We start from the raw sequence: 16,069 nt of genomic DNA on the forward strand, positions 1-16,069 counted from the left end.
TTATGCGATCATCACCTTTTAATCTTAATAACCTGTGAAGGGAGGCACGAACATTGAGTAGATCACTTAAAAAAGGACCTTTTGTACAAGAAGTACTTTTAAACAGAATAGTTGAAATGAACAAGTCAGGAGAAAAGAAGGTATTAAAGACTTGGTCAAGAAGTTCAACAATATTCCCACAAATGGCAGGTCATACAATTGCTGTTTATGATGGAAGAAAGCACGTTCCTGTATATGTAACAGAAGACATGATTGGACACAAGCTAGGTGAATTTGCACCTACTAGAACATACAGAGGACACGATTACGACGAAAAGTCATCAAAGAGAAGATAGTGGAAGGAGGGCGCTAAAATGGAAGCAAGAGCATACGCTAAATATATCAGAATGTCTCCTCTAAAGGTTAGAGTTGTACTTAACCTAATCAGAGGAAAGAATGTTGGAGAAGCACTAGCTATACTTAAGCACACACCTAGAGCAGCTGCTCCTGTTGTAGAGAAGCTTCTTAAGTCAGCTATAGCTAACGCTGAAAACAACAACAAAATGGACGTATCAAAGCTATATGTTTCAGAAACATTTGTAGGTCAAGGACCAACGCTTAAGAGATACAGACCACATGCTCAAGGTAGAGCATTTAGAATATTAAAGAAGACTAGCCACATTACAATGGCAGTTAAAGAAAGAGCATAATCTGCGGAAGGAGGGTCAAGCATGGGACAAAAAGTTAATCCACACGGACTAAGAGTAGGTATAATCAAAGAGTGGGATGCAAAGTGGTACGCTGATAAGAGAAATTTTGCAGATCAACTAATTGAAGATAACCAAATAAGAAAATTTATAAAGAAAAAGCTTTACACTGCAGGTATTTCAAGAACAACAATTGAAAGAACAGCTAACAGAGTGAAGGTTAACATATTTACTGCTAAGCCAGGTATCGTTATCGGTAGAGGTGGATCAGGAGTAGAAGAGCTTAAGAAGGATATCCAAAAGCTAACTTCAAAGAACGTTCTAATCAACATCGTTGAAGTTAAGAATCCTGAAACAGATGCTCAACTAGTTGCTGAGAACATAGCACTTCAACTTGAGAAGAGAGTTTCATTTAGAAAGGCTATGAAGCAATCAATAGCTAGATCAATGAAGTTTGGTATAAAGGGAATTAAGACTGCTTGTGCAGGTAGACTTGGTGGAGCTGAAATGGCTAGAACTGAAGGATACAACGAGGGAACTATTCCACTACAAACTCTAAGAGCTGATATTGATTACGGATTCGCAGAAGCTAACACAACATACGGTAAGATCGGTGTTAAGGTTTGGATCTACAAGGGAGAAGTTCTTGGTAAAGTAAGAACACTTGCTACTCCAGTAGAGAAGAAAGAATCTTCAAGAAAGTAATAAGATATTCGTACAGGAAGGAGGAATAACGAAATGTTAATGCCTAAGAGAGTTAAACATCGTAAGGTTCAACGTGGTAGAATGACAGGTAAGGCTACTAGAGGTAACTTTATCGCTTACGGAGATTACGCAATCCAAGCTTTAGAATGCGGTTGGATAACAAGCAACCAAATTGAATCTGCTAGAATTGCTATTAATAGATACATCAGAAGAGGGGGAAAACTTTGGATAAAGGTATTCCCAGATAAGCCAGTAACTCAAAAACCAGCTGAAACTCGTATGGGTTCAGGTAAAGGTTCACCAGAATATTGGGTAGCAGTAGTTAAGCCTGGCAGAATTCTTTTCGAACTTACAGGAGTTCCAGAAGATACAGCTAGAGAAGCTATGAGACTTGCTTCACATAAGCTTCCAGTAAAGACTAAGTTCGTTACAAGAAGAGACTTCGAAGAAATGGGTGGTGAAGTAAATGAAGGCTAAAGAGTTAAGCGCAGTTCGTGAAAACAGCGTATTAGAGATACAAGGAAAAGTTATGGAGCTTAAAGCTGAACTTTTTAACCTTAGATTCCAACTTGCTACAGGCCAGTTAGAAAACCCATTAAGAATCAAAGAAGTTAAAAAGTCAATAGCTCAGCTAAAGACCATCCTTAGAGAAAAAGAGCTTAACGCTTAGGATATAAATGAAGGGAGGTACTGCCAGTGGAAAGAGCACTAAGAAAAGTTAGGATAGGCAAGGTTGTTTCAGATAAGATGGATAAAACTATCGTGGTAGCTGTTGCAACAAAGGTAAGTCATCCGCTTTACAACAAAACTATGAACAGAACTACAAAGTTCAAGTCTCATGATGAGAATAATTCAGCAAAACTTGGTGATACAGTTAAAATAATGGAAACAAGACCATTAAGTAAAGATAAAAGATGGAGACTTGTTGAAATTCTTGAAAGAGCGAAGTAATTAAAGCAGAGAGGAGGTTACTTTCATGATTCAGCAACAAACAAGGCTAAAAGTGGCAGACAACTCTGGTGCTAAAGAAATTATGTGCATTCGTGTCCTAGGTGGCTCAAAGAGAAAATGGGGAAACATAGGTGACGTAATAGTTGCTAGTGTTAAGAGTGCAACACCAGGCGGAGTTGTAAAAAAAGGTGACGTAGTAAAAGCTGTTATTGTAAGATCAGTACAAGGTGTAAGAAGAGCAGACGGTCAATATATTAAGTTCGATGAGAACGCTGCGGTAATTATCAAGGATGATAAGAACCCTAAGGGAACAAGAATTTTCGGACCTGTTGCAAGAGAACTTAGAGAAAAAGAATTCACAAAGATTCTTTCACTTGCACCAGAAGTACTATAAAGAGTAGGAGGTGGCTTAAGTGGCAAAGGTTCACGTTAAAAGAGGAGACACTGTATGTGTTATAGCAGGTAAAGATGCTAAGAAGATTGGTGAAGTTCTAAAGGTTATTCCAAAGTCAAATAGAGTAATCGTTAAGGATGTAAACATGATAACAAAGCATGTTAAGCCAAACGCTGCTAATAGAGAAGGCGGAATTGTTAAGAAGGAAGCTCCTATTCATGCGTCAAACGTTATGCTATACTGCAAAAAGTGTGACAAAGCAACTAGAATTGCAAAGAAATTCTTAGAAGATGGTTCTAAGGTAAGATACTGCAAAAAATGTAATGAAACATTATAATAGCAGAAGGGAGGATTTCTAGATGATAACAAGACTTAGAGAAAAGTACGATAATGAAGTAGTACCTGCAATGCGTGAAAAGTTCGGATACAAGAGCATTATGCAAGTACCTAAAATAGAAAAGATTGTTGTTAACATGGGATGTGGAGATGCTAAGGATAACTCAAAGCTACTTGACTCAGCTGTTAGCGACATGACACTTATTACAGGCCAAAAGGCAATAGTTACTAGAGCAAGAAAATCAGTAGCTAACTTCAAGATAAGAGAAGGTATGCCTTTAGGATGTAAGACAACACTAAGAGGCGTAAAAATGTATCAATTCATGGATAAGCTAGTTAGTGTTGCACTACCAAGAGTTAGAGACTTCAAAGGAGTTTCAGGTAAGGCTTTTGACGGTAGAGGAAATTACTCTTTAGGACTTAAAGAGCAACTAATATTCCCTGAAGTTGAGTACGATAAGGTGGAAAAGCTTAGAGGAATGGATATAATATTCGTTACTACTGCAAAGACAGACGAGGAAGCAAAAGAATTACTTAAGCTTCTTGGAATGCCTTTTGCACAGTAATTAAGGAGGGAATATTGTGGCACGTAAGGCGATGATAGAAAAGTGGAAGAGAGAACCTAAGTTCTCATCCAGAGCATATACAAGATGCAGAATTTGTGGAAGACCACATTCTGTATTAAAGAAATTCGGAATCTGCAGAATTTGCTTTAGAGAACTTGCATACAAGGGAGAAATCCCAGGATGTAAGAAAGCAAGCTGGTAATTTACATTATAAGTGAAAGGAGGCAGTAACTATGGTTATGACTGATCCAATAGCTGATATGTTAACTCGTATCAGAAATGCAAATATAGTAAAACATGAAAGCGTGGAACTTCCTGCTTCAAAAATAAAGAAGGCCGTAGCTGAGATCCTAGTAGAAGAAGGGTACTTAGTTAAGGTTGAAGATTATGTAGACGGAGCAGTACCAATGCTTAAATTAACACTTAAGTACGGAACAAGCAAAGAAAGAGTTATTTCTGGAATTAGAAGAATTTCTAAGCCAGGACTAAGAATATACGCTCAAAAGGACAATATACCAAAGGTTCTTGGTGGGCTTGGAACAGCAGTACTTTCAACTTCTCAAGGTATTATGACTGATAAGAAGGCTAGAACAGAAGGTATTGGTGGAGAAGTTATTTGTTACATTTGGTAATATGAATCAATAGGAGGTGCGATTATGTCAAGAGTAGGTAGACTTCCAGTTGCTCTTCCATCAGGAGTAACTGTTACTGTTGATTCAAACAACGTTGTAACAGTAAAAGGTTCTAAAGGAACTTTAACTAAGGAAATGAGCAAACTAATAAGCATCGCGGTTGAAAGCAACGAAGTAGTTGTAACTAGACCTAACGATGAAAAAGAAGTAAGATCACTACACGGATTAACTAGAGCTTTAATAAACAATATGGTAATTGGAGTATCAGAAGGATACAAGAAGACACTTGATCTTGTTGGAGTTGGTTACAAGGTAACTAAGCAAGGCAAGAAGATAGTTCTTAATGTTGGATATTCACATCCAGTTGAAATAGAAGAAGTAGATGGAATAACACTAGATGTTCCAGCTGCAACACAAATCATTGTTAGCGGAATCGACAAGGAACTTGTTGGTCACGTTGCAGCTAACATCAGAAGCGTAAGAGAACCTGAGCCATACAAGGGTAAGGGAATCAAGTATTCTGACGAAGTTGTTAGACGTAAAGAAGGTAAGACTGGTAAGAAGTAATAAGAAAGGAGTGAGCTTTGCATGATTAATAAGCCATCCAAGAACGGACAAAGAGTTAAGAGACATCTTAGAGTTCGTAACAAGGTAAGCGGAACTGCTCAAAGACCAAGACTAAACGTATTTAGAAGTGAAAAGCATATCTATGCTCAAATTATAAATGATGTTGAAGGTACTACAATAGTTGCAGCTTCAACAGTTGATAAGGAACTAAAGAGCACATTAACAGTTGGAAGCAACAAAGAAGCAGCTAAGGTTGTTGGTGAGCTTGTAGCTAAGAGAGCAATCGAAAAAGGTATCACTGAAGTAGTTTTTGATAGAGGTGGATACATTTATCACGGAAGAGTTAAGGAACTTGCGGAAGCAGCGAGAGAAGCAGGTCTTAACTTCTAATTAAAGAAGGAGGGAAACAGATGAGAGTCGATCCTAGCAAGTTAAACCTTAAAGAAAAGGTTGTATTTATAAACAGAGTTGCTAAGGTTGTTAAGGGTGGAAGAAACTTTAGATTCACTGCCCTAGTAGTAGTTGGTGACGAAAACGGACACGTTGGAACTGGTTTAGGTAAAGCTACTGAAGTTCCAGAAGCTATTAGAAAAGCAATCGAAGACGCTAAGAAAAACATAGTACAAGTAGAAACAGTTGGAACAACTGTACCACACCAAATTACTGGTGAATATGGTGCAGGTAAAGTTCTTATAATGCCAGCCGTAGAAGGTACAGGGGTTATCGCTGGAGGACCAGTGCGTGCCGTACTTGAATTAGCAGGTATTAAGGATGTAAGAGCTAAGTCACTTGGTTCAAACAATCCAAGAAACATGGTTAACGCAACAATACACGGACTTTCAAGCCTTAAAACAGTTGAACAAATTGCTAAGCTTAGAGGAAAGTCTGTAGAAGAAATACTAGGTTAGGAGGGATTAATGTGGCTAAAGTAAGAGTAACGCTAACTAAAAGCTTAATCGGAAAGAAACCTGACCAAAGAGCAACAGTAAAGGCACTAGGACTTAACAAACTAGGATCAACTGTTGAGCACGAAGTAACACCTCAAATCAGAGGGATGCTTGATAAAATCAATTTCATGGTAAAAGTAGAAGAAGTTTAATATAGAGGGAGGTGCGATAAATGAGACTTCATGAATTAAGACCAGCTCCCGGTTCAGTAAAGGAGCCAAAGAGAAAAGGTAGAGGTACTGCAACAGGTCAAGGTAAGACATCAGGAAGAGGACAAAAAGGTCAAGGTTCACGTTCAGGTGGTGGAGTAAGACCAGGATTCGAAGGAGGGCAAATGCCACTTCATAGAAGACTTCCAAAGAGAGGTTTTACTAACATATTTGCTACTAAGTACGCAGAAATCAATGTTGAAACTCTAAACAGATTTGAAGACGGAACAGAAGTTACACCAGAACTTCTAAAGGAAGCTAAAATCCTTAAGAGCCAACTTGACGGTGTTAAAGTTCTTGGAAACGGAGAGCTAACTAAGAAGCTTACTGTTAAGGCAGCTAAGTTTACAGAATCAGCAGTTAAGAAGATCGAAGCAGCCGGAGGCAAAGTAGAGGTGATATAAATTGTTTAAAACCTTACGCAATGCAATGAGTATTCCTGATTTAAGGAAGAAACTCTTTGTTACTTTGGCACTTTTAATGGTATTCAGGGCAGGTATATTTATTCCTGTTCCTGATATCAACAGAGAAGCCTTAGATCAAATGGTAAGTGGCGGTTTATTGTTCGGCTTTCTAGATATTATTTCAGGTGGTGGATTTAAAAACTTTAGTATTTTTGCTATGGGTATAAGTCCATACATTACCTCATCCATTATAATGAGCTTGCTTACAGTTGCGATTCCAAGACTTGAGCAAATTCAAAAAGAGGGGCAAGAAGGAAGAAAGAAAATTGCTACTATGACAAGATACTTAACAATTGTATTTGCTTTACTACAATCATTTAGTATGGCAGTATACTTAAATGTTAATGGAGTTTTAGTAGACGGTTCTGTCTTAAATCTTGCAACTATCATGATTACGCTTACAACAGGTACATTATTTGTAATGTGGCTAGGTGAGAAGATCACTGAGTATGGACTTGGTAATGGTACATCATTAATAATATTTACGGGTATAATAGCACAGATTCCTAATCTTGGGTATCAGTTAATTGTACTTGTAAAAGGTGGATCAATGAACATAATACAAGTAGCACTGTTAATTATTTTCGCTGTACTTATTATAGTAGGAATAGTTATAATGGATCTTGGTGAGAGAAGAATCCCGGTTCAATACGCTCAGAGGAAAGTTGGTGCGAAGACTTTCGGAGGTCAAAACACACACATTCCAATAAACGTTAACTCAACAGGGGTTATTGCAATAATATTTGCAATGTCACTTATGCAAGCGCCACTACTTGTAACACAGTTATTCTTAGAACCAACTAATCAATGGCGTGTGTTATTTGAATCAGGTTGGCTAAGTATTAGCAAGCCAATTTACCCAATTGTATACGTTCTATTTATTATATTCTTTACATGGTTCTATACGTCAATCACGTTTAAGCCTGACGAGATGGCTGAAAACCTACAAAAGAGCGGTGGATTTATTCCAGGTATTAGACCAGGACTTCCAACTGAAAACTTTTTAACGAATGTATTAAATAGGATGACTTTAATCGGTGGTGTATTTGCATCTATTGTTGCGATTATCCCGATAGTACTAGCACAGATGTCATCAAATCTGCAGAACTTTCAGTTAGGTGGAACAACAATGCTAATTGTTGTAAATGTTGCACTGGAGCTTAGAAAGCAAGTAAAAGCTCAGCTAGTAATGAAGAACTATGGCGGATTCTTAAAATAGATTTAATGGAGATGGTTAAATGAGAATAGTATTGCTTGGACCTCCAGGATCAGGAAAAGGAACGCAAGCAAAGTTCATAGTTGAAAAGTATGGAATTCCACACATTTCAACAGGTGATATATTCAGAAAGAACATTAAAGAAGAAACACCACTTGGTGTTAAGGCTAAGTCTTATATAGATAAAGGTCAGCTAGTTCCCGATGAACTAACTGTTGAAATAGTAGAAGATAGATTAAAAGCTGATGACTGTACTAAGGGATTCATGCTAGATGGTTTCCCAAGAACTGTAGGGCAAGCGGAAGCTTTAACTAAGGTACTTGGTGAAATGAACACTTCACTTGATCATGTTATTAATATAGAAGTTGCTGATAAGGCGCTTGTAGATAGACTAACAGGAAGAAGAGTTTGTCCATCATGTGGAGCTAGTTTCCACACAGTATTTAACCCACCTGCAAAGGATGGTATATGTAATTACTGCTCAGCTGAAGTAATTCAAAGAGCAGATGATAACATAGAAACAGTTTCAAGCAGATTAGAGGTTTATGGTACTCAAACTAAACCTTTAATTGAATACTATGAAAACAAAGGACTACTTAGAAGCATTGCAGGTGAACAAAATATCGATAAGGTATTTGAAGACATCAACAAGGCCCTAGGGAGCGGTAACTAATGATTTATCTAAAGTCAAGTAATGAAATTGATATAATGCGTAAGGCAGGAACAATTGTAGCAGAAACTTTACTAAAACTCGAAGAAGCGGTTAAACCAGGAATTACAACTTTAGAGCTAGATAAGATTGCAGAAGAATATATCCTAAGATCAGGTGCACGTCCATCCTTTAAGGGATATGGCGGCTTCCCTGGATCAATATGTGCATCGGTAAATGAAGAGATTGTTCATGGAATACCATCATCAAAAAGAGTATTGCAGGAAGGTGACATAATCAGTGTTGACTGTGGCGCATACTTTAAAGGTTTTCATGGCGATGCAGCTAGAACATTTCCAGTAGGTAAAGTATCAAAGGAAGCTCAGAGTCTAATTGATGTTACTACTGAAAGTTTCTTTCAAGGCATTAAACATGCAGCTGTAGGGAACAGAATTGGGGATATTTCAAGTGCAGTGCAAACCTACGCTGAGTCCTTCGGATACTCTGTAGTGAGAGATTATGTAGGACATGGAATAGGGAAATCACTTCACGAGGAACCTTCAGTTCCGAACTATGGTAAGGCAGGTAGAGGGCCGAAACTTGCTAAGGGGATGGTCTTAGCCATTGAGCCAATGGTTAACCTAGGAGTATATACGGCGGACCAACTTTCTGATGGTTGGACAGTAGTCACAACCGACGGCAAACTATCTGCACACTACGAAAATACAGTTGCAATATTAGAAAATGGTCCTGAAATACTCACACTACTAAAATAGAGGTGAATGAATGATGGGTGAAATAACCCTAGGACAAATTGTTAACTCAAAGGCAGGTAGAGATAAGGATAGATTTTTCATCATAGTAGGGATAATCGATAGTGAATATGTACTACTAGCAGATGGAGATCTTCGAAAGATAGGCAATCCTAAGAAGAAAAAAATCAGACACTTAAACACTAGTCATGGTTTATCTTTAGAAATTAAGGAGAAACTAGAAAATAGTAGGAAAGTGCTTGACGCAGATCTTCGAAAGTGCTTGCAGTCAATGAACTTGTTATAAGGAGGTTTGTTACCTATGGCAAAGGATGATGTAATAGAACTACAAGGAACAGTACTTGAATCGCTGCCAAATGCAAATTTTCAAGTTGAACTTGAAAATGGTCATAAAATAGTAGCTCACATATCAGGAAAACTTAGAATGAATTTCATAAGAATTCTTCCAGGTGATAAAGTTACCGTAGAGGTATCTACTTATGACTTAAGTCGTGGTAGAATTATATGGAGAGCTAAGTAGTATAAAAAAGGAGGAATAGCCATGAAGGTTAGACCATCTGTAAAACCAATATGCGAAAAATGTAAAGTTATAAGAAGACATGGCAGAGTAATGGTTATATGCGAAAATCCAAAGCATAAGCAAAAGCAAGGTTAATTAGAACGCGGCTGCACTAAATTTTATTTGGTGTTTTATATAAATTTTTTTCGAATTCGAATTAACACAGGAGGTGTAGTAGTTAAATGGCTAGAATAGCTGGTGTTGACATACCAAGAGAAAAAAGAGTAGAAATAGCACTTACTTATATATTTGGAATTGGTAAACCAAGTTCACAGCAAATACTTGCTGAAACTGGAATTAACCCTGATACAAGAGTTAAGAACCTAACTGAAGATGAAGTTAACGTGCTAAGAGATTATATCGGCAAAAACTTACTAGTTGAAGGTGATCTTAGAAGAACTGTAGCTCTTAACATTAAGAGACTTATGGAAATCGGTTCATATAGAGGAATGAGACATAGAAGAGGTCTTCCTGTAAGAGGACAAAAGACAAAGACTAACGCTAGAACTCGTAAGGGACCTAAGAGAACAGTAAGCGGTAAGAAGAAAAAGTAATCAAGGAGGGAAGATGAATGGCGGCTCAAAAAGGTAAGAAAGTTAAAAGAAAAAGAGAACGTAAGAATATTGACCGTGGCGCAGCTCACATCCAATCAACGTTTAACAATACAATAGTTACTCTAACTGACACTGCCGGAAATGCAATTTCATGGGCAAGTGCTGGTGGACTTGGATTTAGAGGTTCAAGAAAGAGCACTCCTTTTGCTGCTCAAATGGCAGCAGAGACTGCTGCAAAGGTTGCAGTTGATCACGGAATGAAGAGTGTAGAGGTTTATGTTAAGGGACCAGGATCAGGTAGAGAAGCTGCTATCAGAGCGCTTCAAGCTGCAGGTCTTGAAGTAAGTCTAATTAAGGACGTAACTCCAATCCCACATAACGGATGTAGACCACCAAAGAGAAGAAGAGTCTAATTGATAGGAGGTGCAAGATAAATGGCAAGATATATAGGACCAGTTTGTAAATTATGTAGAAGAGAAGGCACAAGACTTTATCTAAAGAGCGAAAAATGCTACACAGATAAGTGCCCAATGGCTAGAAGACCATATGCTCCGGGACAACACGGACAAGGAAGAAAGAAGCTTACTAACTACGGAATACAGTTAAGAGAAAAGCAAAAGGCTAAGAGAATCTACGGAGTACTTGAATCACAATTCAGAGGTTACTACGAGAAGGCTGAAAGCCAAAAGGGTATTGCAGGGGAGAACCTTGTAAGAATTCTTGAAACAAGACTTGATAATGTAATCTTCAGAGCAGGATTTGCTGGATCAAGACCAGAAGCTAGACAACTAGTTAGACACGGACATTTCACTGTAAACGGTAAGAAGGTAAACATTCCATCATACCAAATCAGTGTTGGTGAAGTTATAGCTCTTAAGGATAAGAGCAAGGCAAGTGAGAAGTTTAAGGCAATCGCTGACGTAGCTTCAAACGCACCAGCTTGGATGACAGTTGATAAAGATAAGATGGAAACATCAATCGTAGCTCTTCCAGTAAGAGAAGACGTTGAAATACCAGTAAACGAAACTCTAATCGTCGAGCTATACAGTAAGTAATTTTGGTGAAGAATCAGTTGCCCTCGCCATTTTTAGGTTACCTTTTTTAAAAAGGAGGGTTAATATAAATGTTAGAAATAGAAAAGCCAAGATTAGAATGTGTTGAAAGCGCAGAGGATGGTTCATATGCAAAATTTGTAATTGAACCGTTAGAGAGAGGTTATGGTACAACTCTTGGTAATGCGATGAGAAGAATGCTTCTTTCATCATTACCAGGAGCTGCTGTAAACTCAATCAAAGTTGAGGGAGTTCTTCATGAGTTCTCTACAATCCCTAACGTTAAGGAAGATGCAATGGAGATCATCCTTAACATTAAGGGTCTAGCAGTAAAAATCGACGGAGAAGCTCCGAAGACTGCTGTTATAGATGTAGTAGGACCAGCTGTTGTAACAGGTGACGATATAAGGTCTGACGGTGGTGTAGAGGTTGTTAATAAGGATCACTACATAGCTACTGTTAGTGAGGGCGGAAGACTTTATATGGAACTTAATATCGACAGAGGTAGAGGTTATGTTCCTGCAGAGAAGAATAAGTCTACTAATCAACCAATAGGTTTAATACCAGTAGACTCAATCTACACTCCAGTTAATAGAGTAAACTATTCAGTTGAAAACACTCGTGTTGGTCAGATTACTGACTATGATAAGTTAACTCTTGAGATTTGGACTAAGGGTTCAATAACACCAGATGAGGCTATAAGCATCTCATCTAAGATACTAATAGAACACTTCAAGCTTTTCCTAAGCCTTGGAGGACATGATGATAATGTTGAAATAATGGTAGAGAAGGAAGAAGATAAAAAAGATAAATTCCTTGAAATGACCATTGAAGAACTAGATCTATCTGTTAGATCATATAACTGCCTAAAGAGAGCAGGGATCAACAGTGTTTATGAACTAGTACAAAAATCAGAAGAAGATATGATGAAGGTTAGAAACTTAGGTAAGAAATCACTTGAAGAAGTTGAAATCAAACTTAAGGGACTAGGCTTTGATCTAAGAAAAAACGACGAATAGGAGGGATTTAAGTGGCAGGATACCGTAAGCTAGGTCGTCCAACTGACCAAAGAAAGGCTATGCTAAGAAATCTTGTAACTAGCTTCTTTAAGTCAGAAGACGGAAGAATTACAACTACTGAAGCGAGAGCTAAAGAAGTAAGAAGCATTGCTGAAAAGATGATTACACTAGCTAAAAGAGGAGATCTTCACGCTAGAAGACAAGTTCTTGCATATGTTACTGAGGAAGCAGTTGTTGCTAAGCTATTCTCAGAAATTGCACCAAAGTACCAAGAGAGAAACGGTGGATATACAAGAATAATGAAAATGGGTCCAAGAAGAGGAGACGCTGCAGAAGCAGTTATTCTTGAGCTTGTTTAATTAACATAGATTTGAGGACTTTAAGATTTTCTTATTCCTTAATTAGGTTCATGTGGGATTAAGTTAAGTATGACTATACTTAATCCCTTTTATATTATCTAAAAATAGTTGAACCTTGAAAGTAGTAGGTGCTTAAAAATGAATAACAGAATGTTATCAACTGAAAATGTATTTTTCTCATATTCTAATGGAGAAAGTGAGAAAATAGTTCTAAAAGATGTTAATGTAACTATTAATAAGGGTGAATTTGTGGTTATACTTGGTCATAATGGATCAGGTAAATCAACACTTGCTAAGCATTTTAATGGAATATTAATTCCTAAAGATGGAAATGTCTTTGTTGATAGCTATAATACAAGAAACGAAGAAGATATATGGAATATAAGACAAAATGCTGGAATGGTATTTCAAAATCCAGATAACCAAATAGTTGCAACTATTGTTGAAGAAGATGTTGCCTTTGGACCTGAGAATTTAGGGGTATCTCCAGATGAAATAAGACAAAGAGTAGACGATGCATTAAACACAGTTAATATGCTAGAATACAAGGAACATGGTCCACATCTTTTATCAGGTGGACAAAAGCAAAGGGTAGCAATAGCAGGAGTACTTGCTATGAAGCCAAGTTGCATTATTCTTGATGAGCCAACTGCTATGCTTGATCCGTCAGGTAGAGCTGAGGTTATTTCTACTATCAAGAAACTTAACGCAGAAGAAGGAATAACTATAGTTCTTATAACCCATTATATGGAGGAAGCAGCTCAAGCTGATAGAATTATTGTTATGGATGCAGGGGAGCCTATTATAGATGGAACTCCTAGGGAAGTATTTAAGGAAGTAAGACGACTTAAGGAAATAGGACTAGATGTACCACAGGTAACTGAACTTGCATATAGGTTAAGACAAAGTGGAGTAGATTTAAAGGAAGATATATTAACCATAGAAGAGATGGTGGATGAGATATGTCGATTAAAGTAGACAACTTAACATATAAGTATAGTGTAGGGACTCCATTTGAGAAAACAGCTTTAAAGGGAGTTTCTTTAGAAATTGAAAAAGGCGAATTTATTGGCCTAATAGGACACACAGGATCAGGGAAATCTACCCTGATACAGCAGTTTAATGGACTTTTAAAGCCAACTAGTGGCAGCATATATGTTAATGATGTATGTATAACAGATAAGGACGCTGACCTACTTAAGGTAAGACAAAAGGTAGGACTTGTTTTTCAGTATCCTGAATATCAACTTTTCGAGGAAACAATCGAAAAGGATGTAGCTTTTGGCCCAATTAATTTAGGTCTTTCTAAAGAGGAAGTACTTGAAAGGGTTAAAAGAGCTTTAAATGTAGTTGGAATTGACTATGATAAGTATAAGGATGTTTCTCCATTTGATTTAAGTGGTGGACAAAGACGTAGAATTGCTATTGCTGGAGTTATAGCAATGCAGCCTGAAATACTTATTCTAGATGAGCCTACAGCGGGACTTGATCCTCATGGTAGAGACGAAATTTTAACGAAAATTAAAGAACTTCACGATGAATATAAAATGACAGTAATTATTGTATCTCATAGCATGGAGGATATGGCTAATATTGCTAATAGACTTATTGTTATGTCAAAGGGCGAAGTAGTACTAATGGGCAAACCAAAGGATGTATTTAAGAATATTGAAACTCTAGAAGAAATAGGTCTAGCTGTTCCACAGATAACATATCTTATTCGCGAGCTTAAAGCTAAGGGTTTTGAGATTAGTGATGATATAATTACTGTAGATGAGGCGAAAAGAGCTATTTTAAACCTTTTAAGGAGTAATAATAATGCTTAAAGATATTACGATAGGTCAATACCTACCAGGAGATTCATTTGTACACAAACTAGACCCAAGAGTAAAAATATTATTGTCATTACTATATATAGCTATATTATTTGTTGTAAATAATATATTTGGATATGTTTTTATAGCAGCATTTACTTTCTTTACAATTTACATAGCAAAAATACCACCAAAGTTTATTTTTAAAGGCTTAAAGCCTATACTTTGGATTATTGCATTTACTGCGGTATTAAATTTATTTTTAACACCTGGTAATATAGTTTATCAGTTAGGGTTTATTAAGATTACAGATAAGGGTATATACCTTGCTGTGTTTATGATATTAAGGCTAGTATTCCTAATTATAGGTACATCAATACTAACCCTAACAACATCACCTATAGCATTAACAGACGGTATAGAAAGACTTCTTAATCCATTTAAGAAAATAGGTCTTCCTGCACATGAACTGGCTATGATGATGACTATAGCCTTAAGATTTATTCCTACGCTAATAGAGGAAACAGACAAGATTATGAAGGCTCAAAAGGCTAGGGGAGCTGATTTTGAATCAGGTTCACTTGTAAAAAGAGCTAAAAGCCTTGTTCCTATACTAGTACCTTTATTTATTAGCTCATTTAGAAGAGCTGAAGATCTTGCAACTGCTATGGAGGCTAGATGCTATAGAGGAGGAGAAGGAAGAACAAGACTTAAGCAGCTTAAGGTTACTAAGCTTGACTATATAGCCGCTGCTTCAATGATAATATTACTTATTTTATCAATATTAAGTAGGTTTATTTAATGAGAAATATAAAGTTAGTTATAGAATACGATGGGAGTAACTATTGTGGGTGGCAAAAACAAAAGAATGCTGTTACAGTAGAAGAGACCCTAGAAAAGGTTATCATTGACCTTGTTAAAGAAGATATTAAGATTATAGGTTCAAGTAGAACAGACTCAGGTGTCCACGCAAGAGGGCAAGTAGCATGTTTTAAAACGAATAGCAGTATACCTGCTTTTAAATTTGCTAGTGCTATTACTGCTAAGCTACCAAGAGATATTGCTGTAGTTTCTTCAGAGGAGGTAGACATGGATTTTCATCCACGTTTCTCTTCTAAAGGCAAAAGATACTCATACAACATACTAAACAGACGAATAAATGCAGCGCTTATGAGGAACTATTATGCACATGTTGGATATGAACTTGAGATTGATAAAATGGTAGAGGCTTGTAACTATTTTATTGGTGTTCACGATTTTTCAGCATTTAAATCTCAGGGAGGGTCAACATTAGATTCTGTTCGTGAAATTTATAGTTTGAATATAACAAAAAATGGTGATTATATAACTATGGTTGTAGAGGGAAATGGTTTTCTATACAATATGGTTAGAATAATTGCCGGTACTCTTATAGATGTTGGTAGAGGGCGAATACCAGTTAACACTGTAGGAGATATTATTAAGTCAAAGGACAGAGCATTAGCAGGGAAAACTGCATTAGCATGTGGCCTTTGTCTTGAAGAAGTTTACTATTAAATATTGACACACCAGGGTCAATGTAATAAAATAGATTAGGGTGTAATACAGTTCACAAAGATCCACTAGCCCCGGATCTTT

General features: G+C 37.1%; 31 protein-coding genes. All 31 read left to right on the top strand.

Annotated features, from left to right (window positions below; translation table 11 throughout):
- Positions 1-53: 53 nt before the first annotated feature.
- The 31 genes from rpsS to truA all read left to right on the top strand — a co-directional run bounded on the left by rpsS (position 54) and on the right by truA (position 15,988).
- Positions 54-335: a 30S ribosomal protein S19 gene (rpsS, locus tag RR539_RS02085; protein ID WP_332474486.1), complete on the top strand. Its 282-nt coding sequence runs from the start codon at positions 54-56 to the stop codon at positions 333-335.
- An 18-nt stretch (positions 336-353) separates the two neighbouring features.
- A complete protein-coding gene (rplV, locus tag RR539_RS02090; protein ID WP_332474487.1) occupies positions 354-689 on the top strand; it encodes a 50S ribosomal protein L22 in 336 nt (111 codons plus the stop codon).
- Positions 690-710: 21 nt separating this feature from the next.
- A complete protein-coding gene (gene rpsC, locus RR539_RS02095; RefSeq protein WP_332474488.1) occupies positions 711-1,391 on the top strand; it encodes a 30S ribosomal protein S3 in 681 nt (226 codons plus the stop codon).
- Positions 1,392-1,424: 33 nt separating this feature from the next.
- Positions 1,425-1,868: a 50S ribosomal protein L16 gene (rplP, locus tag RR539_RS02100; protein ID WP_332474489.1), complete on the top strand. Its 444-nt coding sequence runs from the start codon at positions 1,425-1,427 to the stop codon at positions 1,866-1,868.
- A complete protein-coding gene (gene rpmC / locus RR539_RS02105; RefSeq protein WP_332474490.1) occupies positions 1,858-2,061 on the top strand; it encodes a 50S ribosomal protein L29 in 204 nt (67 codons plus the stop codon). The genes rplP and rpmC overlap by 11 nt, the downstream gene beginning before the upstream one ends.
- A 26-nt stretch (positions 2,062-2,087) precedes the next feature.
- Positions 2,088-2,342 (top strand): 30S ribosomal protein S17, encoded by a 255-nt coding sequence (gene rpsQ, locus RR539_RS02110; protein WP_332474491.1) that lies wholly within the window; start codon positions 2,088-2,090, stop codon positions 2,340-2,342.
- Between the two features lie 25 nt (positions 2,343-2,367).
- Entirely contained in the window at positions 2,368-2,736 is a 369-nt protein-coding gene (gene rplN / locus RR539_RS02115) for a 50S ribosomal protein L14 (protein WP_332474492.1), read from the top strand.
- 19 nt (positions 2,737-2,755) lie between these two features.
- Positions 2,756-3,073 carry a 50S ribosomal protein L24 gene (gene rplX / locus RR539_RS02120; protein WP_332474493.1) on the top strand — a complete coding sequence of 106 codons (318 nt, stop codon included), beginning with the start codon at positions 2,756-2,758 and terminating at the stop codon, positions 3,071-3,073.
- Positions 3,074-3,095: 22 nt separating this feature from the next.
- A complete protein-coding gene (rplE, locus tag RR539_RS02125; protein WP_442878381.1) occupies positions 3,096-3,638 on the top strand; it encodes a 50S ribosomal protein L5 in 543 nt (180 codons plus the stop codon).
- A gap of 16 nt (positions 3,639-3,654) precedes the next feature.
- Positions 3,655-3,840: a type Z 30S ribosomal protein S14 gene (locus RR539_RS02130; protein ID WP_332474494.1), complete on the top strand. Its 186-nt coding sequence runs from the start codon at positions 3,655-3,657 to the stop codon at positions 3,838-3,840.
- 31 nt (positions 3,841-3,871) lie between these two features.
- Entirely contained in the window at positions 3,872-4,270 is a 399-nt protein-coding gene (gene rpsH, locus RR539_RS02135; RefSeq protein ID WP_332483369.1) for a 30S ribosomal protein S8, read from the top strand.
- Between the two features lie 24 nt (positions 4,271-4,294).
- Complete coding sequence (rplF, locus tag RR539_RS02140) at positions 4,295-4,837, top strand: 50S ribosomal protein L6 (protein WP_332483370.1); 543 nt, start codon at positions 4,295-4,297, stop codon at positions 4,835-4,837.
- A gap of 21 nt (positions 4,838-4,858) precedes the next feature.
- On the top strand, positions 4,859-5,227 hold the full coding sequence (rplR, locus tag RR539_RS02145; RefSeq protein ID WP_332473382.1) for a 50S ribosomal protein L18: 369 nt from the start codon (positions 4,859-4,861) through the stop codon (positions 5,225-5,227).
- A 20-nt stretch (positions 5,228-5,247) separates the two neighbouring features.
- Positions 5,248-5,745 carry a 30S ribosomal protein S5 gene (gene rpsE / locus RR539_RS02150; RefSeq protein WP_332473383.1) on the top strand — a complete coding sequence of 166 codons (498 nt, stop codon included), beginning with the start codon at positions 5,248-5,250 and terminating at the stop codon, positions 5,743-5,745.
- Between the two features lie 11 nt (positions 5,746-5,756).
- Entirely contained in the window at positions 5,757-5,936 is a 180-nt protein-coding gene (rpmD, locus tag RR539_RS02155) for a 50S ribosomal protein L30 (RefSeq protein WP_332473384.1), read from the top strand.
- A gap of 20 nt (positions 5,937-5,956) precedes the next feature.
- A complete protein-coding gene (gene rplO / locus RR539_RS02160; RefSeq protein WP_332473385.1) occupies positions 5,957-6,397 on the top strand; it encodes a 50S ribosomal protein L15 in 441 nt (146 codons plus the stop codon).
- A gap of 1 nt (position 6,398) precedes the next feature.
- A complete protein-coding gene (gene secY, locus RR539_RS02165; RefSeq protein ID WP_332473386.1) occupies positions 6,399-7,676 on the top strand; it encodes a preprotein translocase subunit SecY in 1,278 nt (425 codons plus the stop codon).
- Between the two features lie 19 nt (positions 7,677-7,695).
- Complete coding sequence (locus RR539_RS02170) at positions 7,696-8,346, top strand: adenylate kinase (protein WP_332473387.1); 651 nt, start codon at positions 7,696-7,698, stop codon at positions 8,344-8,346.
- On the top strand, positions 8,346-9,098 hold the full coding sequence (gene map / locus RR539_RS02175) for a type I methionyl aminopeptidase (protein WP_332473388.1): 753 nt from the start codon (positions 8,346-8,348) through the stop codon (positions 9,096-9,098). The genes RR539_RS02170 and map overlap by 1 nt, the downstream gene beginning before the upstream one ends.
- A 10-nt stretch (positions 9,099-9,108) precedes the next feature.
- A complete protein-coding gene (locus tag RR539_RS02180; protein ID WP_332473389.1) occupies positions 9,109-9,381 on the top strand; it encodes a KOW domain-containing RNA-binding protein in 273 nt (90 codons plus the stop codon).
- A 15-nt stretch (positions 9,382-9,396) separates the two neighbouring features.
- Complete coding sequence (gene infA, locus RR539_RS02185) at positions 9,397-9,615, top strand: translation initiation factor IF-1 (protein ID WP_332473390.1); 219 nt, start codon at positions 9,397-9,399, stop codon at positions 9,613-9,615.
- A gap of 21 nt (positions 9,616-9,636) precedes the next feature.
- Complete coding sequence (gene rpmJ, locus RR539_RS02190; protein WP_048571584.1) at positions 9,637-9,750, top strand: 50S ribosomal protein L36; 114 nt, start codon at positions 9,637-9,639, stop codon at positions 9,748-9,750.
- Between the two features lie 86 nt (positions 9,751-9,836).
- A complete protein-coding gene (gene rpsM / locus RR539_RS02195; protein ID WP_332473391.1) occupies positions 9,837-10,208 on the top strand; it encodes a 30S ribosomal protein S13 in 372 nt (123 codons plus the stop codon).
- Between the two features lie 17 nt (positions 10,209-10,225).
- Complete coding sequence (rpsK, locus tag RR539_RS02200) at positions 10,226-10,621, top strand: 30S ribosomal protein S11 (RefSeq protein WP_332473392.1); 396 nt, start codon at positions 10,226-10,228, stop codon at positions 10,619-10,621.
- 21 nt (positions 10,622-10,642) lie between these two features.
- Entirely contained in the window at positions 10,643-11,263 is a 621-nt protein-coding gene (gene rpsD / locus RR539_RS02205) for a 30S ribosomal protein S4 (protein WP_332473393.1), read from the top strand.
- 68 nt (positions 11,264-11,331) lie between these two features.
- Positions 11,332-12,279: a DNA-directed RNA polymerase subunit alpha gene (locus RR539_RS02210; RefSeq protein WP_332473394.1), complete on the top strand. Its 948-nt coding sequence runs from the start codon at positions 11,332-11,334 to the stop codon at positions 12,277-12,279.
- An 11-nt stretch (positions 12,280-12,290) separates the two neighbouring features.
- Positions 12,291-12,638: a 50S ribosomal protein L17 gene (gene rplQ / locus RR539_RS02215; RefSeq protein WP_332473395.1), complete on the top strand. Its 348-nt coding sequence runs from the start codon at positions 12,291-12,293 to the stop codon at positions 12,636-12,638.
- A gap of 138 nt (positions 12,639-12,776) precedes the next feature.
- Entirely contained in the window at positions 12,777-13,616 is an 840-nt protein-coding gene (locus RR539_RS02220) for an energy-coupling factor transporter ATPase (protein WP_332473396.1), read from the top strand.
- Positions 13,601-14,464 (top strand): energy-coupling factor transporter ATPase, encoded by an 864-nt coding sequence (locus tag RR539_RS02225; RefSeq protein WP_332473397.1) that lies wholly within the window; start codon positions 13,601-13,603, stop codon positions 14,462-14,464. The genes RR539_RS02220 and RR539_RS02225 overlap by 16 nt, the downstream gene beginning before the upstream one ends.
- Positions 14,457-15,254, top strand: a complete 798-nt coding sequence (locus RR539_RS02230) for an energy-coupling factor transporter transmembrane component T family protein (RefSeq protein ID WP_332473398.1) — start codon at positions 14,457-14,459, stop codon at positions 15,252-15,254. The genes RR539_RS02225 and RR539_RS02230 overlap by 8 nt, the downstream gene beginning before the upstream one ends.
- A complete protein-coding gene (gene truA, locus RR539_RS02235) occupies positions 15,254-15,988 on the top strand; it encodes a tRNA pseudouridine(38-40) synthase TruA (protein ID WP_332483371.1) in 735 nt (244 codons plus the stop codon). The genes RR539_RS02230 and truA overlap by 1 nt, the downstream gene beginning before the upstream one ends.
- Positions 15,989-16,069 lie beyond the last annotated feature (81 nt).

It is taken from the genome of Clostridium sp., from assembly GCF_036639235.1.
Taxonomy (GTDB): domain Bacteria; phylum Bacillota; class Clostridia; order Clostridiales; family Caloramatoraceae; genus Clostridium_AB.